Source organism: Micromonospora sp. NPDC023869 (assembly GCF_055559695.1).
On sequence record NZ_JBVHKD010000007.1, the window covers coordinates 49136 to 76089 of the forward strand.

Annotated in this window: 24 protein-coding genes and 1 tRNA gene; 11 read left to right on the forward strand and 14 right to left on the reverse strand. The window is 71.6% G+C overall.

From position 1 onward, the window contains the following. Positions 1–13 precede the first annotated feature (13 nt). The 3 genes from ACZ31C_RS19945 (at position 14) to ACZ31C_RS19955 (ending at position 2791) form a co-directional block, all read left to right on the forward strand. Positions 14–964, forward strand: a complete 951-nt coding sequence (locus tag ACZ31C_RS19945) for a hypothetical protein (protein ID WP_465796575.1) — start codon at positions 14–16, stop codon at positions 962–964. After that, a complete protein-coding gene (locus tag ACZ31C_RS19950) occupies positions 961–2655 on the forward strand; it encodes a M16 family metallopeptidase (RefSeq protein WP_465796576.1) in 1695 nt (564 codons plus the stop codon). Before ACZ31C_RS19945 ends, ACZ31C_RS19950 begins: the two co-directional genes overlap by 4 nt. Before the next feature lie 59 nt (positions 2656–2714). Next, positions 2715–2791: transfer RNA gene (locus ACZ31C_RS19955), tRNA-Ile, on the forward strand. A gap of 133 nt (positions 2792–2924) precedes the next feature. Here ACZ31C_RS19955 and ACZ31C_RS19960 read toward each other — a convergent pair. Beyond that, entirely contained in the window at positions 2925–4994 is a 2070-nt protein-coding gene (locus tag ACZ31C_RS19960; protein ID WP_465796577.1) for a GmrSD restriction endonuclease domain-containing protein, read from the reverse strand. Between the two features lie 274 nt (positions 4995–5268). On the opposite strand from ACZ31C_RS19960, the gene ACZ31C_RS19965 reads away from it, so the two are divergent. Beyond that, on the forward strand, positions 5269–6075 hold the full coding sequence (locus ACZ31C_RS19965; RefSeq protein ID WP_465796578.1) for a hypothetical protein: 807 nt from the start codon (positions 5269–5271) through the stop codon (positions 6073–6075). A gap of 70 nt (positions 6076–6145) precedes the next feature. Here ACZ31C_RS19965 and ACZ31C_RS19970 read toward each other — a convergent pair whose 3' ends face one another. The 4 genes from ACZ31C_RS19970 to ACZ31C_RS19985 all read right to left on the reverse strand — a co-directional run bounded on the left by ACZ31C_RS19970 (position 6146) and on the right by ACZ31C_RS19985 (position 10707). Beyond that, positions 6146–8212, reverse strand: coding sequence for a DUF4153 domain-containing protein (locus ACZ31C_RS19970; protein ID WP_465796579.1), 2067 nt, complete (start codon positions 8210–8212; stop codon positions 6146–6148). A 99-nt stretch (positions 8213–8311) separates the two neighbouring features. Continuing rightward, on the reverse strand, positions 8312–9007 hold the full coding sequence (locus ACZ31C_RS19975) for a dihydrofolate reductase family protein (protein WP_465796580.1): 696 nt from the start codon (positions 9005–9007) through the stop codon (positions 8312–8314). 69 nt (positions 9008–9076) lie between these two features. Next, a complete protein-coding gene (locus ACZ31C_RS19980; RefSeq protein WP_465796768.1) occupies positions 9077–10333 on the reverse strand; it encodes an RNA polymerase sigma factor in 1257 nt (418 codons plus the stop codon). A gap of 2 nt (positions 10334–10335) precedes the next feature. After that, a complete protein-coding gene (locus ACZ31C_RS19985) occupies positions 10336–10707 on the reverse strand; it encodes a YciI family protein (protein WP_465796581.1) in 372 nt (123 codons plus the stop codon). 286 nt (positions 10708–10993) lie between these two features. Here ACZ31C_RS19985 and ACZ31C_RS19990 point away from each other — a divergent pair, with 286 nt between their 5' ends. Continuing rightward, entirely contained in the window at positions 10994–11263 is a 270-nt protein-coding gene (locus ACZ31C_RS19990; RefSeq protein ID WP_465796582.1) for a hypothetical protein, read from the forward strand. Further along, positions 11263–12300 (forward strand): hypothetical protein, encoded by a 1038-nt coding sequence (locus ACZ31C_RS19995; protein ID WP_465796583.1) that lies wholly within the window; start codon positions 11263–11265, stop codon positions 12298–12300. The genes ACZ31C_RS19990 and ACZ31C_RS19995 overlap by 1 nt, the downstream gene beginning before the upstream one ends. A 3-nt stretch (positions 12301–12303) precedes the next feature. Here the strand turns inward: ACZ31C_RS19995 and ACZ31C_RS20000 are convergent, their stop codons facing one another. Together ACZ31C_RS20000 and ACZ31C_RS20005 are read right to left on the reverse strand one after the other, a co-directional pair. Then, positions 12304–13467, reverse strand: coding sequence for a hypothetical protein (locus ACZ31C_RS20000; protein WP_465796584.1), 1164 nt, complete (start codon positions 13465–13467; stop codon positions 12304–12306). Next, a complete protein-coding gene (locus tag ACZ31C_RS20005) occupies positions 13464–13988 on the reverse strand; it encodes a SigE family RNA polymerase sigma factor (protein ID WP_465796585.1) in 525 nt (174 codons plus the stop codon). Before ACZ31C_RS20005 ends, ACZ31C_RS20000 begins: the two co-directional genes overlap by 4 nt. 137 nt (positions 13989–14125) lie before the next feature. Between ACZ31C_RS20005 and ACZ31C_RS20010 the strand changes: the two genes are divergently transcribed. From ACZ31C_RS20010 to ACZ31C_RS20020, 3 genes are read left to right on the forward strand one after another with little or no spacing between them, the layout of a single operon-like run. Then, positions 14126–14497: a GntR family transcriptional regulator gene (locus tag ACZ31C_RS20010; protein ID WP_465796586.1), complete on the forward strand. Its 372-nt coding sequence runs from the start codon at positions 14126–14128 to the stop codon at positions 14495–14497. After that, entirely contained in the window at positions 14494–15405 is a 912-nt protein-coding gene (locus tag ACZ31C_RS20015; protein WP_465796587.1) for an ABC transporter ATP-binding protein, read from the forward strand. The genes ACZ31C_RS20010 and ACZ31C_RS20015 overlap by 4 nt, the downstream gene beginning before the upstream one ends. Further along, the gene (locus ACZ31C_RS20020) at positions 15402–16094 is read left to right on the forward strand and encodes an ABC transporter permease (RefSeq protein ID WP_465796588.1); all 693 of its coding nucleotides are present in this window, start codon (positions 15402–15404) and stop codon (positions 16092–16094) included. Before ACZ31C_RS20015 ends, ACZ31C_RS20020 begins: the two co-directional genes overlap by 4 nt. A gap of 103 nt (positions 16095–16197) precedes the next feature. Here the strand turns inward: ACZ31C_RS20020 and ACZ31C_RS20025 are convergent, their stop codons facing one another. The 3 genes from ACZ31C_RS20025 to ACZ31C_RS20035 all read right to left on the reverse strand — a co-directional run bounded on the left by ACZ31C_RS20025 (position 16198) and on the right by ACZ31C_RS20035 (position 20782). After that, on the reverse strand, positions 16198–18366 hold the full coding sequence (locus ACZ31C_RS20025) for a carbohydrate-binding module family 20 domain-containing protein (RefSeq protein WP_465796589.1): 2169 nt from the start codon (positions 18364–18366) through the stop codon (positions 16198–16200). A 212-nt stretch (positions 18367–18578) separates the two neighbouring features. Then, positions 18579–20105, reverse strand: coding sequence for a DUF6297 family protein (locus ACZ31C_RS20030; RefSeq protein WP_465796590.1), 1527 nt, complete (start codon positions 20103–20105; stop codon positions 18579–18581). Beyond that, a complete protein-coding gene (locus ACZ31C_RS20035; protein ID WP_465796591.1) occupies positions 20102–20782 on the reverse strand; it encodes an ABC transporter ATP-binding protein in 681 nt (226 codons plus the stop codon). The genes ACZ31C_RS20030 and ACZ31C_RS20035 overlap by 4 nt, the downstream gene beginning before the upstream one ends. Positions 20783–20846: 64 nt before the next feature. On the opposite strand from ACZ31C_RS20035, the gene ACZ31C_RS20040 reads away from it, so the two are divergent. Further along, a complete protein-coding gene (locus ACZ31C_RS20040; RefSeq protein WP_465796592.1) occupies positions 20847–21776 on the forward strand; it encodes an LLM class F420-dependent oxidoreductase in 930 nt (309 codons plus the stop codon). A 61-nt stretch (positions 21777–21837) separates the two neighbouring features. Here ACZ31C_RS20040 and ACZ31C_RS20045 read toward each other — a convergent pair whose 3' ends face one another. Beyond that, positions 21838–22227, reverse strand: a complete 390-nt coding sequence (locus ACZ31C_RS20045) for a thrombospondin type 3 repeat-containing protein (RefSeq protein WP_396693401.1) — start codon at positions 22225–22227, stop codon at positions 21838–21840. Positions 22228–22286: 59 nt separating this feature from the next. Between ACZ31C_RS20045 and ACZ31C_RS20050 the strand changes: the two genes are divergently transcribed. After that, complete coding sequence (locus ACZ31C_RS20050; RefSeq protein WP_465796593.1) at positions 22287–23522, forward strand: D-arabinono-1,4-lactone oxidase; 1236 nt, start codon at positions 22287–22289, stop codon at positions 23520–23522. 4 nt (positions 23523–23526) lie between these two features. Here the strand turns inward: ACZ31C_RS20050 and ACZ31C_RS20055 are convergent, their stop codons facing one another. Genes ACZ31C_RS20055 through ACZ31C_RS20065 form a run of 3 tightly spaced genes read right to left on the reverse strand, consistent with a single transcriptional unit; the run spans position 23527 to position 26754 of the window. Beyond that, positions 23527–24666 carry a site-2 protease family protein gene (locus ACZ31C_RS20055; RefSeq protein ID WP_396750432.1) on the reverse strand — a complete coding sequence of 380 codons (1140 nt, stop codon included), beginning with the start codon at positions 24664–24666 and terminating at the stop codon, positions 23527–23529. A gap of 58 nt (positions 24667–24724) precedes the next feature. Continuing rightward, a complete protein-coding gene (locus ACZ31C_RS20060; protein WP_465796594.1) occupies positions 24725–25987 on the reverse strand; it encodes a 7-cyano-7-deazaguanine synthase in 1263 nt (420 codons plus the stop codon). After that, positions 25984–26754 (reverse strand): hypothetical protein, encoded by a 771-nt coding sequence (locus ACZ31C_RS20065; protein ID WP_465796595.1) that lies wholly within the window; start codon positions 26752–26754, stop codon positions 25984–25986. Before ACZ31C_RS20065 ends, ACZ31C_RS20060 begins: the two co-directional genes overlap by 4 nt. Positions 26755–26954: the final 200 nt, after the last annotated feature.

Consider the following 26954-nt stretch of genomic DNA (forward strand, 5'->3'; position numbering starts at 1 on the left):
TATTATCCTCGCTGTGCCCGCACCCCTCCCGCCGGTGACCTTCGACGTCGCTGCGGCATATCCGCAGTTCGCGGCCGGTCGTCACGCCCTGGCTGCCGGCGACTGGTCGACCCTGCGCGCGCTCGTCGACGCCCAGGACGCGCACGGCCGGACCGTCCTGGTCGGCGAGATCGGCGGTGCCCCCGACGCGGAGCCGGTGCTGCGCGGGGTGCTCGCCGAGCATCCCGAGGATCCGGTGGCGGGTGCGATGCTCGGCGCGTACCTGATCCGGGCCGGTTGGCGCATCCGCACCGCCCTCCGGGCCCAGCATGTCAGCCGGAAGCAGTTCGCCGACTTCTTCGACCACCTGCGCCGGGCCGAGCAGATCCTGATTGAGGTCACCGCCCGCCACCCACAGGATGCGGCAGCCTGGACCCAGCGGGTCACCAGCGGCCGGGGACTACAGGTGGGGCAGGCCGAGGCCCGCCGTCGGTACGACCGGTTGGCCGCCCACCATCCACACCACCTGCCCGCGCAGGCGTCGCTGCTCCAGCAGTTCTGCCCCAAGTGGAGCGGCACCTGGGAGAGGACGCACGCGTTCGCCCACGAGTGCGCCGAGGCCGCGCCACCCGGCGCCGCCAATGCGGTACTCGTCGTCGAGGCGTACCTGGAACAGGCCCTGGACCATGACCGGGTCTCCGCCGCGAGCGAGTTCCTGCGCGACCCGGCGGTGGCCGCCGGGATCCGCGCGGCGGCGGAACGCTCCATCTGGCACCCCGACTACCGCGACGGCTGGGGTTGGGTGTGGGTACGCAGCACCTTCGCCCTCGCGTTCTGCCTGATGCAGGAGTGGCACCCGGCGGCGCGCGAGTTCGCCGCCCTCGGCGGCTTCGGCGACGAGTCGATGTTCGGCTACCTCGGCGACGGGGCGACCGAGTTCCAGCGGCTGCGCGCGAAGGCGTACGCGAAGGCCGGCCGCCCGTGATCGCGCACCTGGACACCGACGGGGTCCCCACGCTGCTCGCGCCCACCGGCGGGCCGATGCGGGCCGGGCTGACCTTCCGGGTCGGCACCGCCGACGAGACCCTGGCCCGGCACGGCATCACCCACCTGCTCGAACACCTCGCCCTCGCCCCGCTCGGCCGCGCCGACTACCACTTCAACGGCGCTACCGGACCGGTCTTCACCACCTTCCACATGCAGGGCTCCGAGCAGGACATCGCCACCTTCCTCACCGCCGTCTGCGCCCACCTCACCGACCTGCCCACCGGGCGGCTGGAGGTGGAGAAGGACATCCTGCGGACCGAGTGGAGCAGCCGGGGCAGCGCCGCGATCGACGACATCCCGCTGTGGCGGCACGGCGCCCGTGACTTCGGGCTGAGCAGCTACCCCGAGTGGGGACTCGCCGCGCTCACCGCCGACGACCTGCGCCAGTGGGCGGCGCGCTGGTTCACCCGCGAGAACGCGGTGCTCTGGATCGCCGGTGACCGGGTCCCCGACGGGCTGACGCTCACGCTGCCCAGCGGCACCCGGCAGCCCGTACCGGCCGCGTCGTCGGCGCTGCCCGCCACCCCGGCGTACTTCGTGCGCGGCAACCAGGCCGTGGTGCTCGACGCGGTGGTGCGGCGCGGGCCCGCCGCCGGTCTCTTCGCCGACGTGCTGGAACGCGAACTGTTCCGCGCGCTGCGCCAGGACGCCGGCCTCTCCTACACGATCGCGGGCGGCTACGAGCCGCGCGGCGACGGCCACGCCATCCTGCGCGCCCTCGCCGACGCGCTGGCGGAGAAACAGGACGCCGTCCTCGGTGGCTTCGTCGACGTGCTGGCCAAGCTGCGGGTCGGCCGGATCGAACAGACCGACCTCGACGCCGCCGTGGCCAAGCGCATCGACCTGCTGGCCACCGCCGAGGCCGATGCCGCCAGACTGACCGGGTACGCGTTCAACCTGCTCACCGGCGAGCCCAACCTCAGCCTCGACGAGCACCGCGCCGCGCTGACCGCAGTCACCGTGGCCGACCTGCACCAGGTCGCCCAGGAGGTACACGCCTCGGCCCTGCTGATGGTGCCCGAGGGCACCCGTGCCGACTGGGCCGGTTTCGTCGCCGCCCCCACCACCTCCGAGGCGATCCCCGCCGGCACCGCCCACCGCTCCCGCGACGACGACGGCCAACTCCGCGTCGGCCCCGACGGCATCAGCTACCTCGGTGACGGCGGCCCGCTGACCGTCCGGTACGCCGACTGCGCCGCCATGCTCGCCTGGCCCGACGGCGCCCGCCAACTCATCGGTCACGACGCGATCGTGCTGCACGTCGAGCCGACCCTGTTCGAACTGCGCCCGCCCGGACTGGCCGTGCTCGACACCGCCGTACCCGCCGACCGCCAGGTCGCCATGCCGCCCCGCGACCCCCAGCAGATCCCACAACCCCGCGCCGTACGCGACTACCGCGACCACCTGGCCCGCCCCCGGCGCGCCTGGTGGGAGACCCTGCTCATGGTGCTCAGTGCCCTGGCCACCGCCGGAATCGGCGGGCTGACCCTGTTGCTCACCATCGGCATGTTCATGGAACCCAGCGAAGAGGGCGACGGTTGGCTGTGGGGTGCGGTCGTCGTGGGCTGGCTGCTCACTGTTATCCTCGCGTTGCCCATCGTGCTGTTGTCGAAGGGGCGACGCCGGTGAGAAGCGGCCGCCGACGCTGGCCGGTGATCGACTGGGCGGGATAAGATCCGCGCGGTGCCGGGGCGGTAGCTCAGCCGGTTAGAGCAGGGGACTCATAATCCCTCGGTCACGGGTTCGAGTCCCGTCCGCCCCACCACGAAACACCTTGGTCGGTCCTGCTGCCGACGACCCAGTCCCATCGCGTCAAGGTCCAGCCATTCATGCTCGCCAGTGGTGACAGCAGCCGACCCGGAAACTCAGCGCTTGCAGGCGCGGCTCTTGCGTCCCGATCACTCTGTGTCGTCGGAGGGACTCGTCGAGCCGTCGCTGTCGAGCCCGATTCCGATTGCTTTCGCGAGGTCACTCGCGGTCATACGTAGTGACTTCGCTGCTCGCCCCTGTGCGTCGAAGACCACGCCTTCCGATTCGAGTACCGATCTTGGATTGTCTGTACGTTGCGGGTCCGGCCAACGGAAATCGGCTGAGACAGTACCGTTCAGTTTCAGCACTCGGTGGGCGTTGGGCACCGATACTGTCGCCAGGCGCGTGCCAACTGGAACCTGGTGCGAGCCGATCACCGCGGCCACGTCGCTGTAGCTCGTCCAGCGCCCCGCTGGGATGGAGGCCAGCACGCTGGTCATCAAAGCCCATTGGGGCTTAGCCGGCTCGACTACGGCGCTGTGATCGGGGCCGGGCCAGATTTCAACAATCTTGTCTGCCATCTCGCGACCCCGCTGGTGGATCTCTGAGCGCGCCCACTGTCCCGCGTCTGCGATCGCCCGGTTCATCGCCAGCCCACTATCGGCGAGGATCTTCTTCTTCACTCCGAACGAGTCGTTCGCCAGCTTGCCGTTGTACGCGGTGAGGCTAAGATTCCCCAGGGTGTGCACCAGCGAGCCGTGCAACTCCTCGGGCGATTCGCCAGGCGCATCCGCCGCGAGCATCTCCAGCCACTCAGGCGTGGCGGACTGTGGTAGAACATGTTCGATGGTCAACTTCGACTTGGCGAAATCGAGCGGCTCGCCGTGCTCGTACGCCTCTTCGATGCATCGCAGCACGTATGTCCGCTGCGGGCCGCGGCCGTTCCAGTAGAACGGGTTGGCCAGGACTGCCTCTCGGATGAGCTGGTTAGTGGGAAAGCGCCGCCGCGGCCCTGACAGCAACCGAGTGATCTCCGCCGCGGTCGGTGCCGCGTCGCCGAGTTCCTTAACGATGGACATCAGCAACCGGTTCGTGTTGTTGGTCGGAATACCGGCGATCATGCGCCGAACCAGGTAGCTCTCCACGACCCGCAACGATGCGGCTGCCTCCGCGACGGTCAGCCGGCCGTGTTCGTGTGCCACCAGGACGAGCAACGCGATCGGCTCGACGACGGCGGCACCCCAGCGTTTGAGCCGGTCCAGGGCGTGGCGAAGCACCGGGTCCTTCTCAAGCTCTGGCCGCAGGATGCGTGCGTAAAGGCGGGCTCGGCGGTGCAGCTCCTCCACCCATTGCTCGATGCCAGCCTCGTCGGCGACTTTCGCCAGTCGCTGCTGCTGCGCCTGGTAGGTCGACTCCTGCGTGGCTCGGTCGTCGCCGCGCAGCACCAGGTCCAGCCATACCAGCTGGGTGAGCTCATCGTCGTTGAGCAACTCCTGGAGCGGCACCCACTGGTGCTGGTAGACGTGTTCATCACGACTGGGTAACCGCATGAACAGGTAGTTGCGCAGTAGATCGGCCTGCGTGAGCCGCCGACCGGTGTGGTTGAGTGACTCGAAGATGCGGTAGACGTTGTCGTCGGCGTGCGCTGCGATCTCTACGATGCTGAGGCGTGCCACGATGGCCTGCTCCAGCCGCTCCAGATCGAAGGGCTGGCCGTCGTCACCAGAGGCAAGCGCACCGAGGAAGTAGCGGTAGGCGACGCCGACGGCGTCGTCTCCTCCGGCATCCGCTTTGTGTTCCACCAGTGAGATCCACGCTTCACGGTCGGCTTGCGTGGGGAGCAGGGTGTATTTCGACAGGCCCTTGGCCCATTTGTTGAGCAGGTATAGGTCGTCGATCCGGGTGGCCGCCTCCGGATCGGTCTCCCGGACGTGGTCCCGGATCGCGCACAGCAGGATGCTGAGAGACGTCAGCCGCTGCTGGCCGTCCACCACCAGCCAGCTCTGCACGCTGGCAGGCGTGTTGGCGGGGTTGGGTGCGAGTACCACCGAGCCGAGAAAGTGCGTCACGGGCAAGTCGGCGTCCACGAGACCGAGCAGGTCAGTCCAAAGCTGCTCCAGGTGCCTGCGCTTCCAGCTGTAGCGGCGCTGATAGAGGGGCACGAGGTACTGTCGCTCACCCTGCAGCAGCCCTTTTAGCGTCGTCTCGCCAGCCTTCACCGCGTCTCCCCAGTCATCGTGCGAAGACGCGATCTTCTCAAGATCCCATTAGCCGGACAGCATTGTGTCGCGAAAGCGACTGATGGGGAGCAGAGTGCGGTCCTGAGCCCTCCCGTATAGCGCTGCATAGGGGACCAGCTCATTGGAGGTACTCGTCTCAATTGAGGACCGGGCGGCTGTCCGGGTCGGGACAGAGCGCGTCTGGGCGGCCGACGATGCCGTCATCATCGTCGATATCTACCCCTCGCACGACTCGCGTCTGAACGGAGAAACGATGCGGACGCACGCCCGACTGCGGTCGATCGCCACACTGGCCGCCGCCCTGGTCGCCACGCTCACCGCCGCCCTGCTGCCGGCCGCGCCGGCTCTCGCGCTGCCCTCGGGCACCGGCTGGTCGGCGTCGTGGAACTACTACCATCCCACCGCCTACCAGTATTCCGGCACGCTGCCCGGGGTGCGCCTGACCGGGTACGCCACCGACAACGCCGGCATCTCGTCCACCGTCGGCACCATCGAGGACATCGCGGCGGACGGGCGTTGTGCCCGGGTGCTGCTCTACGCCGCCGGCGTCGGCTACATCGCCGACCGCACGGCCTGCGGCAACGGCACCTACCTGACCTACAACACCGGCACCTACAGCCAGGGTCTGCTGGTGGTCGTCTATCGGATGATCGACGGCACCACCACGTACGACAAGGGGTTCCATCTGTTCATCCCGGCCTCGGCCTCGGACTCCGGGCTGCGGACGGTCGGCACCGGCGCGAGCTGGTCGTATTACACCTCGACCGCCTTCCAGTACGCGATCACCCGCGACGGCGTCAGCTCGGTGGGCTACGGCGCCCACCAGTCCGGTGACCTGCGCTCCTCGCTGAGCACCGTGGAGAAGACCGCCGGCACGGCGGGCTGCGCCTCCGGCAAGGTCACCGGCGGTACGACGGTCAGCGGCAGCACCTGCGTCAACGGCGGTACGGCCTCGTTCCACCGGTTCGACCACAGCTACAACCTGGAGGCGTCCGCCTGCTACCAGCCCACCGCCGGCACCCAGCGCTGCTTGGCGGTGAACATCCCCGAGCCCTGGTGACACCGGCCGTCCCGCCATTGACATCGCCTCGACCGGGCCGGGCCGACTCGGCCCGGCCCGGTCGACGGGGTCAGCGGCGGGTCTTCGGCAGGTCGAACTGGTCGGCGCGGCGGCAATCCCGCTGGTTGCCGATCGACTCGGGACCCAACCGGTCGAGTACCGCCCGTGCCCGGTCGCGACCCCGGTTCCAGGCGTACCACGGGTCCGGCTCGGCCAGGTCGTCGGCGATCCAGCTCAGGGTGCACCGGCGTACCGGGTCGGGCAGGGCGGCCAGCGCGGGCGTGGCGTCGGCCGAGAGCGCCCGCAGATACCAGGCGTCGATCCGGCCGGTCTGCTGGTAGCGGTCGATGTTGCGGCGGGCCACGTAGTCCTCGGGGTTGAGCGCCGCCAGCCCCAGCAGCATCACCACCGCGAGCGCCGTGGTGAGCCGGGGGATCCAGCCGCCGCGCCACCGGACGCCGGCCACCAGGACCATCAGGAAGACTGCTCCGAGCAGCAGCTCGAACGCCATCACGAAGACGCGCTCGCCGGTGAAGCTGTAGACCTTCTGGTAGGTCCACATCCGCGACAGTGCCGACACCACGATCACCACGCTCAACGCGCTGAGCAGGCCGAGCAGGATGCGCAGCAGCAGCCGGTCGCGCGGGGTGTCCCGGCGGGCCCAGCGGGTCACCCCGCCGAGGACCGCCAACGTCAGCACGGTCACCGCGACCAACTGCCAGAAGCCGCTGCGGGCGTACTCGGCGTAGCTGAGGCCGGTGGTCGACAGCACGTGCCGTTGCCCGCCGAACAGGACGGTGAACTGCACCAGCACGAAGCCGCCGAAGAGAGCGGTCAGGGCGGCGATCGGCGGGGCCCACTCGACCAGGCTGAGCCGCCGGGCGGTGGGCCGGTCCACCAGGGACAGGTCCGGCGGCGCCGCGAGCGTGTAGAGCGCGGCCACCGCGATCAGGCCACCGACGGCGGCCAGGAACAGCCACCGGACCACCCCACCGCCGCTGACCTCGGGAATGAGGACGCCGAGCGCCTGGGAGAAGGCGGCGTCGGCGGAGGAGAGCAGCGCGCCGAAGACGACCAGGACGGCCACGGTGGCGGTGACCGAACCGACGACGCGGCGGGTGGTGCCGTCGCCGCCGGGCGCTCGGACGTGGGCGCGCACCCACGGTAGTCCGCGCAGCGCGGCGAGCGGGGCGGCTCCCAGGCTGAACAGGATCGAGCGCATCCGCCGTCCGCCGACGATCGCCAGGGCCGCGCAGCACAGCGCCGCGAGCACGCAGAACGTCACCAGCCACCAGGCGTTGCGGAAGGCCAGCACCGCGAGCAGCGCCAGGGCGGCACCGGCCCAGCCGGCCCGGACCCACCGCTCGGCCCTGGGCAGGTCGGCGGTGTGTCGGCGGACGGCGACCAGCACCCCGGCGGTCAGCACCAGCCAACCGAGGAACCAACCGACGCCGGTACGCCCCAACGGCACGAACGCGGCCACCCCCAGTGCCCCGGCCAGGACCGCCAGCGGGGTGGCCCGATCCCGGGCCGGGGCCGGGCCGGGCCACGCCCGGTCCAGGAACGACGGTTGCAGTGGCCGGGACCGGAAGTCGTACGGCGAGCCGGGCATCCGGTAGCCGGGCGCGGGCGGCACGGGAACGCCGGGCAGCGCCGCCGCTGGTGCCGCACCGGGAACCCGCTGGCCCGCCGCTACCGTCTCCGGAATCCGTTGTGCTGGTGGTGATGCCGCCTCCGCCCTCCGTTGGGCGGGCGCGGTCACCGCCGGAGCCGGGGAGTCCGGGGGAGTCCCGGGCGGGGGAGTGGAGCCGACCGGGGTGGAGACCGTCGCGGCGGCCGGGGGCGGGGTCGCCGAAGCGGCCACCGTCGAGGTGCCCGGGGCGGTGGCGGCCGGGTCGTCGTCGGCCGCCACCAGCGGGAGGAATATCGCGTACCCCCGGGTGCCCGGCGGCACGGTCACCGGGATGGCCCAGGCGGGCTGGTCGGCGGCACCGGGCCAGACGATGGGCGACAACCCGTCGGTGGGCGGCAGGACCAGCAGCCGGGGCGGCGTCCCGGTGGGACCGGCGTCGGGTGGCACAGGGATGTCGCCGGGTTCCTCGGTCGGGAAACGCTCGGCGGGTGGCGGCTCGGACACCGCGCCCTCCTCGATGGACGAATTGCCGTCACTCTAAGGGCGGTACACCTCTGCGCGTTGCCCCCTCTGCCCGGGATGCGGCGACCCGGTGGGTCACGCTCATTCGGGCGTGCCGGTGCCCCGGCCCCGGTCGTCCAGGACCAGCGGAGCACGGCCGCGTACGGCGTACCGGATGTGGGTGACCTCGGGGGTGGGCACCACCCGGGTGGGGGACATCTCGATCGCCTCGAAGTCGTCCAGGCCCAGGTCGGGGTCGAACAGGCGCAGGCCGTCGCCGAGCACCACCGGCACCACGTGCAGTTCCAACTCGTCCAGCAGACCGGCCCGCAGCACCTGCCGGACCAGGCTGCCGCCGCCGGCCACCGCCACGTCCCTGTCGCCGGCCGCCTCGCGGGCCTGTGCCACGGCGGCGGCCACCCCGTCGGTGACGTAGGTGAAGCTGGTGCCGCCCTGGCGCCGCAGCGTCGGACGGGGCCGGTGGGTCACCACGAAGACCGGGGCCCGGAACGGCGGCTCGTCGCCCCACGGCACCTCACCGCCGTCGGCCATCCGCCGCCCCATCACGTACGCGCCGGCCGCGCCGAACGACTCGGCGACGATCTCCGAGTTGACGTCGTGCTCGCCACCGGCGAAGCCCTGCCGTTCGCGCCACGACATCGCGGCGGTGACCCAGCGGGTGACCCGGAAGAAGCCGTGGCTCTCCGCCGAGTGCATCCAGTCGCCGGTCCCGTCGTGCCGTGGGCCGGCGTAGCAGCCGTCCAGCGACACCGACAGTTGCGCGGTCACCTTGGTCATCTCCGTACCTCCGCAGTCTGCGGCGGGCACCCGCCGCTCACCGGTGGATCGGAGCCGGACCGGTCACTTCTACCGATCGTCGCTGTGTCCTGGGTCACTCTCGCAGCGGGCGGCGCGGCGCAGCAGGTGCCGCCGTTCGGCGTCGTTGCCGGCGAGGTCGGCCGCCCGACGCCAGGCCACCGCCGCGGCGCTCCGGTCGCCGGCCAGCTCCAGCAGGTGGGCGCGGACCGCGTACCGCCGGTGATGGCCGGCGAGCAGGCCCGACTCCACCTCGGCCAGCAGCGCCAACCCGGCCTCGGGCCCGCGCACCATGCCCACCGCCACCGCCCGGTTCAGCGTCGCCACCGGGTTGGGCGCCATCCGCTCCAGCACCTCATAGAGGGCGAGGACCTGCGGCCAGTCGGTCTCCTCGGTGTGCGGTGCCTCGGCGTGCACCGCGGCGATGGCGGCCTGCACCTGGTACGGGCCCAGCGGCGAGGTGGCGAGGCTGTGCGCGACCAGCGCGCAGCCCTCGGCGATCGCCGCCCGGTCCCACCGCCGACGGTCCTGCTCGGCCAGCGGCACCAGGTCGCCGTCGGGGCCGACCCGGGCCGCCGCTCGCGCCTCGGTCAACAGCATCAACGCGAGCAGCCCGGCGGTCTCGCCGTCGTCCGGCAACCGCTCGTGCAACCGCCGGGTCAGCCGCAGCGCCTGCCGGGTCAGGTCGGCCCGGCGCAGCTCGGGGCCGCTGCTGGCGCTGTATCCCTCGTTGAACATCAGGTACAGCACCTGCCGGACCACGGCCAGCCGACGGCCCTGTTCCGCCGCCTGCGGCGGGGCGAACCGTGCGCCCGCCTCGCGCAGCCGCTGTTTGGCCCGCACGATCCGCTGCCCCATGGTCTTCTCCGGCACCAGGAAGGCGGCGGCCACCTCGGCGGTGGTGAGCCCGCCGACGGCCCGCAGGGTGAGCGCGAGCTGCGCCGGTGCCGGCAGCGCCGGGTGGCAGCAGAGCAGGAACAACTCCAGCAGGTCGTCGTGGGGCGGTGCGGTGGCATCCGGTGGCGGCGTGACGAGCGCGTCCCGCGGCAGGGCGTCGTGGGCGGCCCGCTCCCGGCGGGTCCGGGCCGCCTCGGCGCGGACCTGGTCGACGTACCGGCGGGCGGCCACGGTGTGCAGCCAGCCCGACGGATGCTCCGGTACGCCCTCGCGCGGCCACGCCTCGACGGCCGCGACCAGCGCCTCCTGGACCGCGTCCTCGGCGGTGGCGAAGTCGCCGTAGCGGCGCACCAGGGTGCCCAGCACCTGCGGGGCGAGGCGGCGCAGCAGGTCGACGGTGGCCTCGTCCAGGCTCAGCTCCCGGCCCCGTCCTGGGTCATCAGCGGCCAGACCTCCAGGCCGCCACCGATCCCGGTGCCCATCCGCAGCCCCGGATACGACCGGGCGATCTCCAGCGCGCGCTGCTCACTGTCCACGTCGACCACGAAGTACGACCCGACGTACTCCTTGGCCTCCAGGTACGGCCCGTCGGTCACGACCGGCGCGGCGTCGACCATGCGGACCGCCCGGGGGCGGGTTTCCAGGCCCTGCGAGTCCACCAGTTCACCGGAGTCGCGCAGCGCCTGGTTGAAGGCGTCCACCTCGCCGATCAGCGTGGCCAGGTCGCCGTCCGGCAGGCTGCCCCAGACCTCGTCGTTGCCGTAGATCAACATTAGGTACTTCATGCGCCATCCTCATAATGATCGATATGTCCGTAAATAGACAGGACAATGGGTCCTCTCCTGACGCACTGTTGTAGCAGGTGGAGAGGCTGCGGACGGCGGACCACGTCCGACTGGACCGCCCGGTGGACCGGGCGGATGCCCGCCCCGCCCGACAGCGACGTCGCCACCGTCATCACGCCGAATTCTCCACCGGACGGGCACCTGCCCGCTCCGGCCGTCGCCGCACCTCCCACCGGCCGACGGGGCAGCCCGCCGGTCACCGCGATCGAGCCAGGAAGGAGCTGCCATGGCCGCTCCCACCGTCACCGCCGCCCTCAACGCCAGCACCTACGCCCCCGGGGCGCAGATGCTGCTCACCGTCACCTACGGCGATCCGGACACGAAGACGCTCACCGTCACCGTCGTGGTCACCGACGCGCAGGGCAACAGCAGCGCACCGGCCAAGGTCACCGCCGTCATCGACCCGCTCACCGTCACCGTCACCGACGACTCCGGGCGCACCTGGACACGGGTGTCGGACAACGGCGCGGTGGCCGTGTACCGGGCGGTGGCGTGATGGCCCGGGTCACCGTCACCGTGCGCGACTCCACCGGTCAGGCCGTCAGCGCCGCCGTCGACTACGCGATCACGCCGCCGGTGCTCGGCGGCTACTACCTGGCCGGGAACGCCGACCCGACCGCCGACATGGCCGGCGGCAACTTCCGGTCGCTGACCCAGTACCGCAGCTTCGCCGACAGCTACGTCTTCCCCGGGTACAACCGGCCGTGGCTGGTCACCCTCGGCCGTGGCGGGATCCAGATCAACATGGTGCTGGAGCTCAAGCACTACGGGGCGGCCGACGCCGGTGCGCAGACGTTCACCGTCGACGGGGTGCGCTACGTCGTGCCCGCCCCGGCGATGACCATCCAACAGCGTCCCGGCGCGGTCTGGCCCAAGGCGTACGGCTACGGCCAGGTGCTCGCCGGGCAGTGCGACGGACTCTTCGCCCGGGCGCTGTCGCAGTACCGGACGATGGGGTTCGGGGTGAACATTCAGCTCGCCTCCGAGTTGGACACCGACCACGAGTTCGGCACCACCGAGTCCGGCCGGGCGTACACCTGGGCGGAGTCGGACGCCCGCGCGGTGCAGGCGATGACGTACATCGTGAACTGGTTCCGGGCCAAGTCGCTGCCGCAGGGCACCACCTTCTCGGTCGGTCTCGGCGGCTTCGACCGGCCCTGTTTCCAGCGCACCCACCCGGAGTCGCTGATGTCGCGGCTCGACTTCCTCCAGTGGAACGTCTATGCCACGAGTGCCTCGCACACCGCGTTGGACCGGTTCCGTCGGACCAAGGACTGGGCCGTGGCCGACCTCGGCCCGGTGGCCCTGGCCCGCCCGGTACTCATCGCCGAGTGGGGCGTACGCGTCGCCGAGATCCCCGACCAGCCGGCCTGGATCGCCACGGTGCCGGCCGCCATCGCCCGGCTCAACGCCGAGCGGGGCCCGTTCATCGTCCGGACCAACTACTTCAACTCGGGCTGGGGCACGCTCAGCCCGAAGGCGGCCGGACTGGCCGCCCTCCGGGCCGCGTACGCCCGTCCTCCGTACGCCTGACCGTCACCCGGCGGGCGGCGGGCCGAGCAGATCGGTGAGCGCGTCGAGCAGCGGCGCGGTGACCTGGGTGTTGACGCTCCAGAGACGCCGGGCGCTTTGGCACGGGGTGTGCCGGACCCAGAATTCGGCCGTGGCACCGGTCGCGTCGGCCACGGTCAGCGTGTCGAACGCGGTGGGCGCGGGATAGCCCGGCCACTCGCCGCAGTCGCTGCTCTTGGCCTTTCGGTCGAACGTGTCGTTGAGCACCGGGCGCAGGTCGTCGGCTCCCGCGCGCCGCCGCTCCTGCCGGACCAGTTCGGCGGTGCCATCGGCCACCTCGTACCGGCAGGCGGTGACCTCGACCAGCGGGGTCGGCAGGACTGTCACGTAACGGTCGCTGTTGTTGAGTTGGATCCGGTCCGGCGGCCCGGGGTTGGACGGCTTGCTCCGTACCCGGTCGGCGGGGATCGTGGCCGGGCAGTCCGGGGTGGTGATCGTGGCCGGGTCGGTGGTCACGGCGAGCTGCTCCCGGTACCGGTCGAGGAAGGTCGAGAAGACCTCGAAGTCGGCTCCCCTTCCGTGGGTGGCGGTGACCGCCACCCGGCAGGCGCGGTCCATCCAGACCGTGACCGGCTCGCGGTCGGGGTAGCGCAACATCAGCACCGTCTCCCCGTCGACCCCTGGATTAGTGCACATGAGCTGCCCGGCCGGCAGCGGCCGGCCGTTTCCGTCTGCCGGTCCGGGCGGCTGGGCGTTGAGCAACCGGACGATCTGGTCCACCCCGGTGGTGAGAACGCGTGGCCCAGGATGCTCCTGCCCGATGCCCGGAGGGTCGACCTGTACCTGGCAGTTGGTGATCTCGACCGCGCCGGGTGGGACGAGTGGCTTGTCGTTGCCGTAGCGCACGGCGTCCAGGTCGGGCCGCTCGGCGAGGCTGGTCGGGCAGACGACCTCGCCGATCGGGTCGGTGGTCGTCACCGGTGGGCCGGTCCGGTCCGGCGTCCACAGCGCCGGCAGGCCGACGCCGAGCGCCACGACCAGGGTCACGGCCGCCGCCGTGCCGGTGACCACCCGGCGGCGGTGCCGGCGTACCCGGGTCCCGACCTCGGCGATGCGGTCGCGCGGGGCGGGCAGCGGGGGGACGGCGTCGTCGAACAGTCGGCGGATGTCCTCGTCGTCACGGGTCACGACACGACCTTCCGTTGGGTGAACAGGTCCAGGTTCGGATCGGTACGCAGGCTGCGCAGGGCACGGGACGACTGCACCTTCACCGTGTTCGTCGAGCAGCCCAGCACCTCGGCGGTCCGCTCGACGGAGAGGTCCTCGGCGTAGCGCAGCACCACGATCGCCCGCTGTTGGCGGCTGAGTCGGGCCAGCGCCCGGCGGAGCGCGTCCCGGTCGGCCGACTCGCGGGCCGGGTCGTCCGGGACGGCCCGCTCGGGTGGCGCGGCGGACGGGACCTCGGCCCGCCACCGGCGTCGCCACCATGACACGTACGTGGTGAACAGGGCACGTCGCAGGTACGCCTCGGGATGTCCGGCGGACACCGTCGACCAGCGCTGCCACGCGGCGGCGAGCACGGTCTGCAACAGGTCCTCGGCCCGCCCGGCGTCGCCCGTCAGCAGCCAGGCCGACCGCAGCAGCGCGGGGGACCGGGTCGCCACGAACTCGGCGAAGCCCTCCGGCGGCGCCGGGTGTCCGTCGGTCATGCGCACCTCCCGGTACGTAGACGCGCGGACCGGGTCGGAAGGTTAACGGCCCGCACCCCGGCTTGACAGCGACACCGCTCCGGTTGCATGGTTAGTTACATGAGTAGTGAACCGGCCAACCAGGGTGGCGGACCAGGGTGGCGGACGTGATGGAGGACGGCCGACCGATCTTTCTCCAGATCGCGGAGCTGCTGGAGAACTCGATCCTGGACGGGACGCTGGCCGAGGAGGAGCAGGTGCCGTCCACGAACGAGCTGGCGGCCTTCCACCGGATCAACCCGGCGACCGCCGCCAAAGGGGTCAACAAGCTCGTCGACGACGGAACGCTCTACAAGAAACGAGGAATCGGGATGTTCGTCTCCTCCGGTGCCCGCGCCAAGCTGCGCGGTCGACGCCGTGACGAGTTCGCCCGGCAGTACGTGCAACCGCTGGTCGCCGAGGCACGCAAGCTCGGCATCGACCCGGCGGAACTCAAGAGCATGATCGACACCTGGGAGGGGGAGCGATGAGCCCCGTCGTCACCGTCACCGACCTGACCAAGCGGTACCGGGGCGTCACGGCGCTGGACCGGGTCAGCTTCTCGCTCGCCGGGAACCGGATCTATGGCCTGCTGGGACGCAACGGCGCCGGCAAGACCACGCTGATGCAGATCCTCACCGCGCAGAACTTCGCCACCTCCGGCGAGGTCGCGGTCTTCGGGCAGCACCCGTACGAGAACGAGGGCGTGCTGTCCCGGATCTCGTTCATCAAGGAGAGCCAGACCTACCCGTCGAACCTCCAGGTGCGGCACGTGCTGCGGGCCGCCGCCCTGGTCCACCCCGGGTGGGACGAGGCGTTCGCGCAGCAGTTGGTCGAGGACTTCCGGCTGCCGCCGCGACGCAACGTCCGCAAGCTCTCCCGGGGCATGCTCTCGGCACTGGGGATCATCGTCGGGCTGGCCACGCGGGCACCGTTGACCTTCTTCGACGAGCCCTACCTCGGCCTGGACGCGGTGGCCCGGCAGGTCTTCTACGACCGGCTGCTGGCCGACTACACCGAACACCCCCGCACGATCGTGCTCTCGACCCACCTCATCGACGAGGTCAGCGACCTGATCGAGCACGTGCTGCTGATCGACGCCGGACGGCTGCTGCTGGACGAGGAGGCGGAGGTCCTGCGCGGCCAGGTGCTCACCGTCGCCGGCCCGGTCGCGGCGGTGGACGAGTTCAGCCGTAGCGCCACCGAACTGCACCGGGTGCTGCTCGGCGGCACGGCCCGCGCCACCGTACGCGGTGACTTCGGCCCGGCGGACCAGGAGCGGGCCCGCTCCCTGGGCCTGGCCCTGGAGGCCTCGTCGTTGCAGGACACCGTCGTGCGTCTGACCACCTCGGCCGACGGGCAGGCCGCCGGCGCCACCAGCAAGGAGGCCGTCCGATGAACCGTGCCCTGACGGTCCCCCGGTTGCAGTTCGTCGCCTGGCCCAGCGTGGTCGGCTGGCCCGTGGCGATCCTCTCCCTCAGCTTCCTCATCAATCTGGCCTTCTTCGCCTCCATGGAAGGGCGGGACATCGAGCAGACCACCGGTGGTCTGGCCAGCATCTACGTGATGATGTTCATCGCCTGCATCAACGTGATCACCCAGGACTTCCCGTTCGCGATCGGGCTGGGCATCTCGCGTCGCAGCTTCTACCTCGGCAACGTGCTCTCCTTCGGTGCCCAGGCGGTCGTCTATGCGGGGCTGCTCTACCTGCTCGCCGTCATCGAGGAGGCGACCGACGGCTGGGGCGTCGGCCTGACCTTCTTCGGCATCCCGTTCCTCTGGGTGGAGAACCCGGTGCTGCGGTTCCTCGGCTTCGCGATCCCGTTCCTGCTGCTCGGGTTCCTGGGGATCGCCATCGCCCTGGTGTTCAAGCGGTGGGGCGTCAACGGCATGCTCACCCTGAGTACCGCGGCGCTGGTCGTGATCGGCGGGGCCGTGGTCCTGGCGACCTGGCGCGGCTGGTGGTCGGCGATCGGTGACTGGTACGCCGACCAGTCCGGTGCCGCCCTGCTCGTCGGCTGGCCGGCGCTGTTCACGTTGCCGCTCGCGGTCGCCAGCTATCTGATCATCCGGCGCGCGACCCCCTGACCGTCGACCCGCCGGTGACGACGCCCGACTCGGTTGACCGGGCGCAACGGGGGCGGCCCCTCCCGACACGACGTCGGGAGGGGCCGCATGCGGTCGATCGCGGTCAGCGCCAGGTGTCGGTCAGGGTCACCGAACCGGTGGCGGTGGCGGTGCGGTTCCCGCCCGACTCCCAGACCACCTGACCGGAGTCGGTGCGCTTGACGTACTTGTAGGAGAACGTGGTGCCGGCCGGCACGCCCAGCCCTCCGGTCCAGACCGGGTAGGCGGTCGGCGACAGCCGGACCCCCTTGGTCGGGTCCCAGCCGCCGAGCGCGGGCAGGTCACCGACGACATAGACGTTCTGGCCGGGCGTCGTGGTGGCGGTGGCCCGGAAGGAGACCGTGGTGGCGGCCGGCGGGGTGCTGACCGGTTGGTTCCAGGTGGCGGTCAGGGCGGTGCCGGCGGTGCCGGTGCGGTTGGGGTCGTTCTCCCACTGCACCGAGCCGTTGCCGACCTTGACCAGCTTCCACTCGAAGGTGGTGCCCGCCGGCACCGACACCGACCCGGTCCAGGTCGGGTAGCTGCCGGACGTGGTGGAGAGCTTGACGCCGTTCACCGGGTTCCAGGAGCCGAGCGCGGGGATCGAGCCGACGACGTACACCTCCTGGCCGGGGTTGGTGGAGACGGTCGCGGTGAACCGCGTCGACCCGGCCGGGACGGACGGGCTGGCGGTCGGGGTCGGCGAGCCGGTCGGAGTCGCTGTCGGGGTCGGCGTGGCACCGTCCAGACGGGCCTCGACGTGCAGGGCGACCGCCTGGTCGGCGGCGATCGACGCGGTGAAGGTGCCACCGGAGACGGTCACCGCACCACCCGGGCAGGCTCCGGTGGACCGGTCGTACGCGCCGCGACCGACGTTGCAGTAGCGGCCGTCCGGCAACGAGGTGGCGAAGCTGCGGCTCCAGGCGCTGGTGGTGGCGTTGAAGGCGGCGTACCCCCGGTTGCCCCGGGCGAAGGCCAACCGCCCGTTGCCGTCGGTGACCACCGACCCGATGCCGGTGCCGGCGACCGCGTTGCGGAAGCTCGGCATGCCCGCCACTCCCGGGTTGCGGTGCTCGCAGATCCAGGCGCTGCCGGTGCAGTCGGCGGCCAGCGTGGTGCCGTTGGACGAACTGGGCGGGCCCTGCCCGTGCACGGAACCGAACGCGTAGCTCGACATGAGCTGGGGCCGACCGTACGGGTGGGCCATCATGAACGTGTCCGCCAGGTAGTAGCGGGCGCCGCTCTTGTAGGTCAGCGTCGGGTTCTCGCGCTGGGTGTCGTGGTTGTCGACGAAGACGACCGCCTGTGCGGCGGTGAGCCCGCCGTAGTTGGGCAGGTTGCCCAACTGGGCGATGGTGCCGTCGCGGAACGCCGACGAGACGGCGCGCTGGTAGTCGAAGTTGGTCACCCCGCCGTACGGCGCGTACGCGGTGTAGGGGATCGTCCCGTCGCCGTACACCTCGTGGAACAGGTCAGGCCGACCGCCGAACCCGGGTACGTCCCGCAACCGGGTGATGATGTCGCCCAGGTGCGCCTCCTGCACGTGCTTGGCCGCGTCCACCCGGAAGCCGGCCACGCCCAGGTCGATCACCGCGTTCATGTACTTGGCGATCTTGCGCCGCACCTCGGGGTCGGCGGTGTTCAGGTCGGCCAGGTCGAGCAGTTCGCAGTCCTGGACCTCCTGCTTGTTGCCCCAGTTGCTGATCCGCCGGTAGCAGGGCGCGAAGTCGCCGTATCCGTAGCTGTCGCCGGAACCGTCGTCGAACAGGTTGGGGTAGCTGTACTTGCCGTAGACGGTGCCGGCGCTGCCCGGGCCGCTGCCCGCCGAACCGGTGCCGCTCATGTGGTTGAGCACCATGTCCACATAGATCTTCACGCCCTGGGCGCGGCAGCGCTCGACCATGTCGACGAACTGGGCCTTGGTGCCGCGCCGGGTCGAGTCCAGCCGGTACGACACCGGCTGGTAGTCCTGCCACCACGGGTACGTGGCGCCCTCGGCGCTGGGCAGCACCACGTGCTCCTGCGGCGGTGAGACCTGCACGCCGCCCCAACCCTGGGGCCCGAGGGTGCTCTCGCACTCCTGCGCGACGGAGTCCCACCGCCACTGGAACAGGTGGACGATCGCGTCGCCGTTGGCGCGTACGTCGGCTGCGCTGGCCGGCGCGGTGCCGGCGGCGACGACGGTGAGACCGGCCGCGACAAGTGTCGCGGCCAGGGCCGCGGGTATCGCGGCGCGGGGACGGGGGATTCGCACGGGCCCTCCTCGGGGGACGGTCAGGCAGACGTGGTGACAGCACAGGTTCCTGCAAGCTATGCAAGAAGTTGCGGTGATGGCGTGACCGTAACAGTGGCGTCGATGCTTGGGAACCTCTGATTCACCCGTCGACCCAACTGCGAGCAGCCTCTTGCGGATGGCTGAAAACGCTGCAAGAATTTGCGTCCACCTCGGCCGGAACAGTCGGTGGCTCACACCCGAGGGCGACGTCCGTCCGTGCCGAAACGCAGATAGGCCAGCACCGCCAGCACCGCGCACACCGCCTGGACGGCGACCCAACCCCAGCCTGGCCGGACCGGCCCGAGCAGGGCGACCAGGGTCGGCGTCGCGAACAGCAGCACGTCCGTCCCGTTGAGTAGCCACAGCACCGGGCCGGGCGAGAAGGCACCCATCGGGGTGACGACCAGCGGAAGGGAGTGGTCGATCCGACCGGCCTGCGCCCGCCGGACGGCCATCATCGCGGCCGTCGGGCCGAACGCCAACCCGAGCGCCCACCAGGGGCCCGGCGGCAGGTCACCGAGCCACGCCAGCACCGCCACGGCCAGTCCGGACCACGCCGTGGCCAGCACCGTCGGCACGACCAGCCGGATCGCGACCGCCCGCCGGCCGGTCAGCCCGAGCAGCCGTAGCAGCGCCGGATGGGCCGCGTCGCGGCGCAGCGCGTCGAGGGTGACCCCGGCGGTGGTGACCGCCCCCAGCACCAGGGCGGTCGCCGGCAGCCAGCCGGCACCGGCGGTGAGCAACGCCGGCAGTGGAGTCGCCAGGGCCAGCCAGCCCAGCCGCCAACCGCGTCGGCGCAGCACCAGCAGGTCCTGTTGCAGCGGCACCAGCCGGCCGAACCGGGGACGCAGCGGCCGGGAGCGTAGGGTCCGCCGCCGCCAGTACCGTCGCTCACGCAGGTCGGCGAGGAACGACGGCTCGACGGCGTACGCGGCGTCCAGGTACGTGCCGACGGTCAGCGACGGCTCGTGCAGCCGGACGTCGGGTAAGCGCGCCAGGTCGCGGACGGCAAGGGCGGTGAGGCCCGCGACGAGGAGCAGGACGCCGAGGGTGAGCGGGAGCGGCGGCGCGTCGACGCCGGGCAGCGTCGGCATCGGTCGTACCCGGGTGAGCAGCACCGTCGCGCCCAGCGCCACCAGCAGCGCCGGCAGCGCGGCGTCCAGCACCCGGGCGTACCCCGGCCGTCGCTGCGCGGCCGTCGCGAGCAGTGCCAGGAGCGCACCGACGGCCGCACCCAGGGCGAGCCAACCGGCCAGGGCGGACCCGGCGACCGGGCGGACCGCCAGGCGGGCGGCACCGGCCAACGCCAGCAACGCGCCGATGACCGCACCGACCGCCAGCGCCCGCACCAGCGCCGGTAGCAGCAGGCCACGTCGGGGCACCGGCGCCGGCAGCAGCCAGGTCAGCTCACCGCGCCCCAGGACCAACGGGCCGGTCTGACGCAACAGCAGCATCAGGCCGACAGCACCCGCACTCAGCAGCACCAGCACCACGAGCCGGTCCGGCGGGGCCGCCCCCGCCGCCGGCCACATCGCCGACCCGACCCCCGGACCGAACAGCCCGACCGCCATCGCCACCGTCAGCACCAGCAGGTACGCGCTCTCCAGCGAGAGCGAGGGGGCGCGTTCGGCCCGCCGTCGGCGCACCCAGCGGCGCAGCCGGCGGGCGGTCGGCGGCACCGGCTCCCGGCGGGTCGGCGCCTCGGCCACCCGCGTCATGTGCCCGCGTCGGACGCCGGTGACCAGGTGCTCGCGTCGGACGTCGGTGACCCGGTGTGCAGCCGGAGGACCGGACAGTCGAGGGCGGCCACGAAGACCGGATCGTGACTGGCGAACAGCAGGCTCCCACCGGCGGCCAGGTGGTCGCCGAGCAGACCGGCCACCACCGGCCGGATCACCGCGTCCAGCCGCTGTTCCGGCTCGTCCAGCACCAGCAGCTCCGCCGGACGGGCCAGGGCGGCGGCCAGCAACAGCCGTTGCCGCTCGCCCGAGGAGAGCCGATCCGGGGTGCCGTCGCCGAGGTCGCGCAGGCCCAACACGGACAGCAGTTCGTCCACCCGACCGTCGGCCGGGTCGTCGCCACCGGCCAGCCGGACCAGCTCGACGTGTTCCCGCACGGTCAGTCCGGCGTACCAGCTCGGCTGCTCGACGGTGGCCACCACCCGGCGCCAGAACGCGGCCGAGCCGTCCGGCGCGGCCCCGAACACCCGGACCCGGCCCGCGCTCGGGTCGGTCAGGCCGGTGACGCAGCGCAACACGGTGGACTTGCCCGCACCGTTCTCGCCGACCAGGCAGAGCGCGCCGCCCGCCGGCAGGTCGAAGTCGACGTCCCGCACCACGGTCACGCTGCCGAACGTGACGTGCAGGTCCGCGACGGCGACGACCGGTTCACCCACCGCACCACCCTAGATGGGTGGCACAAGTCGGGCGGTACGGCGCTGGGCTTTCTATGCTCGGTCCATGGAACTGCGGATCTTCACCGAACCTCAGCAGGGTGCGACCTACGACGACCTGCTGGCCGTGGCCCGCCGCGCCGAGGAGACCGGCTTCGGCGCCTTCTTCCGCTCGGACCACTACCTCAAGATGGGGTCGGTCAGCGGCGAGCCGGGCCCCACCGACGCCTGGACGACCCTGGCCGGGCTGGCCCGGGACACCCGCTCGATCCGGCTCGGCACGCTGATGACCGCCGCGACGTTCCGGCTGCCCGGCCCGCTGGCCATCACCGTCGCGCAGGTCGACCAGATGAGCGGCGGCCGGGTCGAACTGGGCATCGGCACCGGGTGGTACGACGCCGAGCACAGCGCGTACGGGATCCCGTTCCCGGCGCTCAAGGAGCGCTTCGACCGGCTGGACGAGCAGCTCGCCGTGATCACCGGTCTGTGGCGTACCCCGCCGGGGGAGACGTTCGCCTTCACCGGCCGCCACTACCAGGTCAGCGACTCACCGGCGCTGCCCAAGCCGGTGCAGCAGCCGCACCCGCCGATCCTGCTCGGCGGCATGGGCGCGAAGCGGACCCCGCAGCTCACCGCCAGGTACGCCGACGAGTTCAACCTGCCGTTCGTCTCGATCGACGACACGGTCACCCAGTTCGGTCGGGTGCGTGCCGCCTGCCAGGAGATCGGCCGGAACCCGGACGAGTTGACCTGGTCCAACGCGCTGGTGCTCTGCTGCGGCAAGGACGACGCCGAGGTGGCCCGGCGGGCCGCCGCGATCGGCCGGGAGGCGGACGAGCTGCGCGAGAACGGGCTGGCCGGCACGCCCGCCGAGGTGGTCGACAAGCTCGGCCGGTACGCCGCGGTGGGCAGCCAGCGGGCCTACCTCCAGGTGCTCGACCTGGGCGATCTGGACCACCTGGACCTGGTCGCCTCGGAGGTGCTGCCGCAGCTGTGAGCGGTGCGGCTGCTCTGGGTGGTGCGGCTGGTTTCGGCGGTGCGGCGTCGACCCCGGCCCGTCAGCGGGTCGGGGTCCGCAGCACGGTCTCCAGCCGCCCGTCGCGGTCGTTGTCGAGGTAGGTGACGTCCGGGATCCCGTCGCCGTCGAGGTCGTACTGCACCACGTCGGCCACACCGTCGCCGTCGAAGTCGGTGACCACCGCGACCGAACCGTCCAGGTGCCGGCTGACGATCGACCGGGCGCCACCCTCGATCCGGGGCGGCGGGCCCGGGGTCGGCACCGGCGACGGCGCCGGTCCCGGCGCGGGTGACGGCTGCGGGGTGGGCTGGCCCGCCGGGTACGCACCGGTCGGCGCGCTGGCCGGGAACACCCCGCTGCCGGTCGGGTCGATCTCCTCCTCGGAGGGGTACACGTCGCCACGAGGGGCGGGATCACGGTAGCTGCTCATCGGCGTAGGGTTCCCCGACGGAGCCGACGGTAACCGTCGGCAGGGTAGGGGGAGGTCGCGTGTCGACGCAGCGCAACTGGGCGGGCAACATCCGGTACTCCGCGCGGGCGTATCACCGGCCGTCGTCCGTGGACGAGCTGCGCGAGCTGGTCGCCGGCAGCGAGCACATCCGGGCGGTGGGCAGCGGGCACTCCTTCAACCGGCTCGGTGACACCACCGGCGACCTGGTCGACCTGTCCGGGTTGCCGGACACGATCCGGCTCGACGCGCAGTGCCGGACCGTCGACGTCCCGGCCGCGATCCGCTACGGCGACCTGGCCACCTGGCTGCACCAGCGGGGGTACGCGCTGGCCAACCTGGCCTCCCTGCCGCACATCTCGGTGGCCGGCGCGGTCGCCACCGGCACCCACGGTTCCGGTGTCACCGTCGGCAACCTGGCCACCGCCGTCGCCGGACTCGAACTGGTCACCGGCACTGGCGACCTGCACACCGTCGACCGGGACTCGGCCGACTTCGCCGGTACGGTCGTCGCCCTCGGGGCCCTCGGCGTGGTCACCCGGGTCACCCTGGACGTGGTGCCCACCTACGATGTCCGGCAGTACGTCCGGCTGGACCTGCCCCGCGCCGCGCTGGACGAGGCGCTCGCCGCCGCGTACAGCGTCAGTGTCTTCACCGACTGGCGCTCCACCCTCGGCACCCAGGTCTGGCGCAAGCAGCTCGCCGACCAGCCGCCACCGCCCGCCGACTGGCTGGGCACCACGGCGGCCGACCGGCCCTGGCACCCGGTGCCCGGCATGCCCACGGTCAACTGCACCGAGCAGCTCGGAGTGGCCGGGCCGTGGCACGAGCGGTTGCCGCACTTCCGGCTGGGCTTCACCCCGAGCAGCGGCGACGAGTTGCAGTCCGAGTACCACCTGCCGCGCGCCGACGCCGGAGAGGCACTGGCCGCGCTCGACGAGGTGGCCCACCTGATCGCCCCGGTGTCGCAGACCAGTGAGCTGCGGACCATCGCGGCCGACACGCTGTGGCTGAGCCCGCAGTACGACCGGGACACCCTCGCGATCCACTTCACCTGGATCGCCGACACCACCAGGGTGCTGCCGGTGCTCGCCGAGGTGGAACGCGCCCTGGCCCCGTTCGCCCCGCGCCCGCACTGGGGCAAGGTCTTCACCCTGCCGCCCGAGACGATCGCGGCCACCTACCCCCGCTGGGCGGACTTCGCCGCGCTGCTCACCCGGCTGGACCCGACCGGCAGGTTCCGCACCGAGGAACTGGACCACCTCTTCCCCCGCTGACCTGTCAGCGGCCGGCGGTGACCTGGTCCCGCATGCTGCCGCGTTGCACGGCCCGGCTGATGTCGCTGGGCGAGACGATGCCGACCAGGCGACCGTCGGTGACCACCAGCGCCCGCCCGTCGGCGCAGTCGCTGAGCCGGGGGAGCAGGTCGGTGAGCTGCTCGTCGGGGGAGGCGAGCACCAACTCGTCGGAACGGCAGGCCACCGACTCCAGCGTGGTGCTGCCCCGTGCGTCACTCGGCACACCGCGTACCCGGTCGAGGGTGACCAGGCCGACCGGTCGGCCGTCCTCGGTCAACGGCAGCGCGGTGTGCCGGTACGCGAACAGGTAGTTGTCCACGAAGTCGGCCACCGTCATCTCGCCCGAAGCGGTCTGCGGCTGCGGGGTCATCACGTCGGCCACCCGGATCCCGCGCAGTGCCGAGCCCACCCGCGCCTGCCGCTCCTCCAGACTGGCCGCGCCGATCAGGAACCAGCCGATCAGGGCCAGCCAGAGCCCGCCCACACCGGCGCCGGTGAGGAACCGGAACAACCCGAAACCGATCAACGCCAGACCCAGCACCCACCCGGCCCGGGCCGCCACCACCGTCGCCCGGGTCCGGTCCCCGGTGGCCTTCCACACCGCCGCCCGCAGCAGCCGCCCACCGTCGAGCGGGGCGGCCGGCAGGATGTTGAAGACCGCCAGCAGCAGGTTGATCCCGCCCAGCCAGGCCATCACACCCAGCCACAGCCCGTGCACCCCGGCGACGCTGAGCAGCATCGCGAGCACCCCGAAGAAGGCGCCGATGATCAGGCTGACCAGCGGCCCCACCCCGGCGATCCGCAGCTCGGCACCGGGCGTACGCGCCTCGCCGCGCAACTCCGCCACCCCGCCGAACAGCCAGAGGGTGATCCCGCCGACGCCCAACCCGTTGCGCTTGGCCACCACCGCGTGCGACACCTCGTGCGCCAGCAGGCCCAGGAAGAACACGATGGCCGCCGCCAGCCCCGCCAGCACGTACGCGACCACCGACCGGTCCGGGTACGACACGGGGAACAGGTTGGCCGACAGCCCCCACCAGATCAGCGCGAAGATGACCAGGACGCTCCAGTTGACCCCGACGGGTACGCCCACGATCCGGCCGAGCCGGAAACTCGCCCTCATGTGTCGCTGATACCCCCGCAGGTCGTTTCCATGCCAGTCCGGAACGTCACCACTGCGGCTACCTGCCGGTTTTCCGATGACGGTCGAACATGGCGGACAGCTCTGCCCGCCCCCGATCCACCACGGCGACGAGCGGGGCCAGGTCGATGCCGGCCGGGACCGGCATGTCGGTGACGAGGTCGCGAACCACGAACGGCCGCTGCAACCAGCGATGCAACGCGCGGCGGTCTTCAATCTTCCGGTCGTGGTCCGGTAGGTCCCACACCCGCTTCGAGTACGGCGTGTCGTCGTCTCCGAGCGCCGCGAGGAGCCCGGAGTGCCGCATCAGGCACGGATAGCAGTAGCCGCAGTGCAACCTCGGGCGACTACTGGAAGCGCGACCACAACTCACCGTGTGCCGGGTCAACGTCGTCGGCGTCAGACCCGCGTTCAGTGCGCGATGACACACCTCACCCTTCGTGAGGTGCAGGTACGGATTGACCACCTCGACGGCGCCACCGACCTGCCGGATCACCTCGTTGAGAAGCCCCAGCGTGAAGGGGTGCACCGATCGGGTGGAACAGGCCGCCACCCGGGCCGGCGTCAGTGCCGGATTCAGCGCCAACTGGCCGTTCTCCGGGACGGCTACCTGTGCCACCCGGTGGGTGGCGGCGAAGAAGACGGCGGTCGCCGCGTAGAGCAGTCCGCGGGTACGCGCCGACTTCTCCAGCCGGGGACGCCCGGCGCGTACCTGCTGTGACGACACGAACCGCCGTAGCCCTCGGCGCCGTGAACGATCGATCGCACCGAACACGGCATCCTGCGGCGACTTCCACTTGGGCTCGAAGTAGGAGACGAGAAGCAGGTCACCTGCCGACACCAGGGACCGCTCCGCCGCGTACGCGGTGGAGTCGAGACCGCCGGAGAAGAGGGCGACCTCCTCGATCGAGGTGTCGTAGTGGCTTCTGCCCTGATGCGGCAGGGGCGGTGCACCGGGGCGGACGCTGATCCGCCAGCGGTCCGCAGTGAGAGCCCCGACCAGCGACGAGAACAGGTCGAGCGCGTGTCCGTGCCAGACGTCCACGTTCGTCACCTGGACCCGAAGGTCGACCTGTCGGGTCCAACGGTCGTCCGCCGTGTCGCGGCGGGAGAGCTTGTCGGCGAGATACACCGCCCGAGCGATGCGCAGTAGGTCCTCCGCCCAGGCGGGACGACGCCACGGCACCTCGCTGAGGGTGCAGAGCGTCTCGGGGGCGGCTTCGAGGTAGTGCCGGCCGATTCTCTCCCGGCCGTTCTCGTCCCGGGAGGTCGGATAGTCGTACGCATAGGTGGCTGGTCTCATGCGGCCAGGTCCAGTCCGTGGTCGCCGAGACCGACCGCTTCGGCGACCGTCTCCACGAGCAGATCCCGGGCGACGTCGGCGAGGCGGGGCCGTTCGGGTTCTCGCACGGCGGCCACCGCGCAGGGATCGGGGAGGATCTTCACCACCTGGTCGGCGACGAGGCCGGCCACGGTATTCGTGGGATCGAGCGCCAGTACGGGCACGGCGAGCTTGACGTGCTCGGCGATCAGGACGTGCACGAACTCGCCGACCATGCCGCCGAAGAACAGCCGGTAGAGATCGCAGAACAGCTCGCCGCTGATGCCGTTCGTCCGCGTACCGGCGAGAACGCCGCCGTCCACCTCCACGAGGCGTTCGGCTACCCGTCGCGCCGTGCGGCGGGTGACCGCGTCGACGATCAGTCGACCGTCGCCGCCGACCTCGTCGACGAACCGCCGGACGAACTCGTCCTCAGGTGTGATCGCGCCCTGATCCGTGATGTCTCGGAGCAGTGCCGGATCGGGGCGGCGCAGGTCGTCCAGGACGGTGACCAGACGCTCGCCACCTGCCCGGGCCGCCTCCTGGAGGCCGAACCGGTCCGGATCCTTCCGGAGCGCGTCGCGCAGTGTCCGTCGGAGGTGTGCTGCGGTCTCTTCGAGGAAGCGCTGGTCGGTCGTGGCGAGTTCATCCGGCTGGCTCTCCGGATCAGGTGTCCAGCCGCCCAGGCGGCGCTTGGCGCTGGTCCAGCCGCCTGTGGTCGGGCCGGGTAGACGGGTCGACGTGCCCAAGGCGACCTCCCGGAGGGGACGGGAAAGCGCGTGACCGCGAGTCTATGGAAACCGAACGTACTTGTTCAAGTGCTGAGTGTATTGATGGCTGGCGCGAATCTTCACGGCCAGGCCGCTGGCGGAACTTGAAAAGGGCCGTTGCCGGAGGCGCCTGCACCGTCTGTCGCTGTCTGGGTCGCTGTCGAGCTGATGGCGCAGGC

Bases quoted from the DNA above. Each gene is read 5' to 3' on its own strand.
- ACZ31C_RS19965 (WP_465796578.1), top strand. From the start codon at position 5,269: ATGCGGACGCACGCCCGACTGCGGTCGATCGCCACACTGGCCGCCGCC.
- ACZ31C_RS19975 (WP_465796580.1), bottom strand. From the start codon at position 9,007: ATGACCAAGGTGACCGCGCAACTGTCGGTGTCGCTGGACGGCTGCTAC.
- ACZ31C_RS19985 (WP_465796581.1), bottom strand. From the start codon at position 10,707: ATGAAGTACCTAATGTTGATCTACGGCAACGACGAGGTCTGGGGCAGC.
- ACZ31C_RS19990 (WP_465796582.1), top strand. From the start codon at position 10,994: ATGGCCGCTCCCACCGTCACCGCCGCCCTCAACGCCAGCACCTACGCC.
- ACZ31C_RS19995 (WP_465796583.1), top strand. From the start codon at position 11,263: ATGGCCCGGGTCACCGTCACCGTGCGCGACTCCACCGGTCAGGCCGTC.
- ACZ31C_RS20005 (WP_465796585.1), bottom strand. From the start codon at position 13,988: ATGACCGACGGACACCCGGCGCCGCCGGAGGGCTTCGCCGAGTTCGTG.
- ACZ31C_RS20015 (WP_465796587.1), top strand. From the start codon at position 14,494: ATGAGCCCCGTCGTCACCGTCACCGACCTGACCAAGCGGTACCGGGGC.
- ACZ31C_RS20020 (WP_465796588.1), top strand. From the start codon at position 15,402: ATGAACCGTGCCCTGACGGTCCCCCGGTTGCAGTTCGTCGCCTGGCCC.
- ACZ31C_RS20030 (WP_465796590.1), bottom strand. From the start codon at position 20,105: ATGACGCGGGTGGCCGAGGCGCCGACCCGCCGGGAGCCGGTGCCGCCG.
- ACZ31C_RS20040 (WP_465796592.1), top strand. From the start codon at position 20,847: ATGGAACTGCGGATCTTCACCGAACCTCAGCAGGGTGCGACCTACGAC.
- ACZ31C_RS20045 (WP_396693401.1), bottom strand. From the start codon at position 22,227: ATGAGCAGCTACCGTGATCCCGCCCCTCGTGGCGACGTGTACCCCTCC.
- ACZ31C_RS20055 (WP_396750432.1), bottom strand. From the start codon at position 24,666: ATGAGGGCGAGTTTCCGGCTCGGCCGGATCGTGGGCGTACCCGTCGGG.
- ACZ31C_RS20060 (WP_465796594.1), bottom strand. From the start codon at position 25,987: ATGAGACCAGCCACCTATGCGTACGACTATCCGACCTCCCGGGACGAG.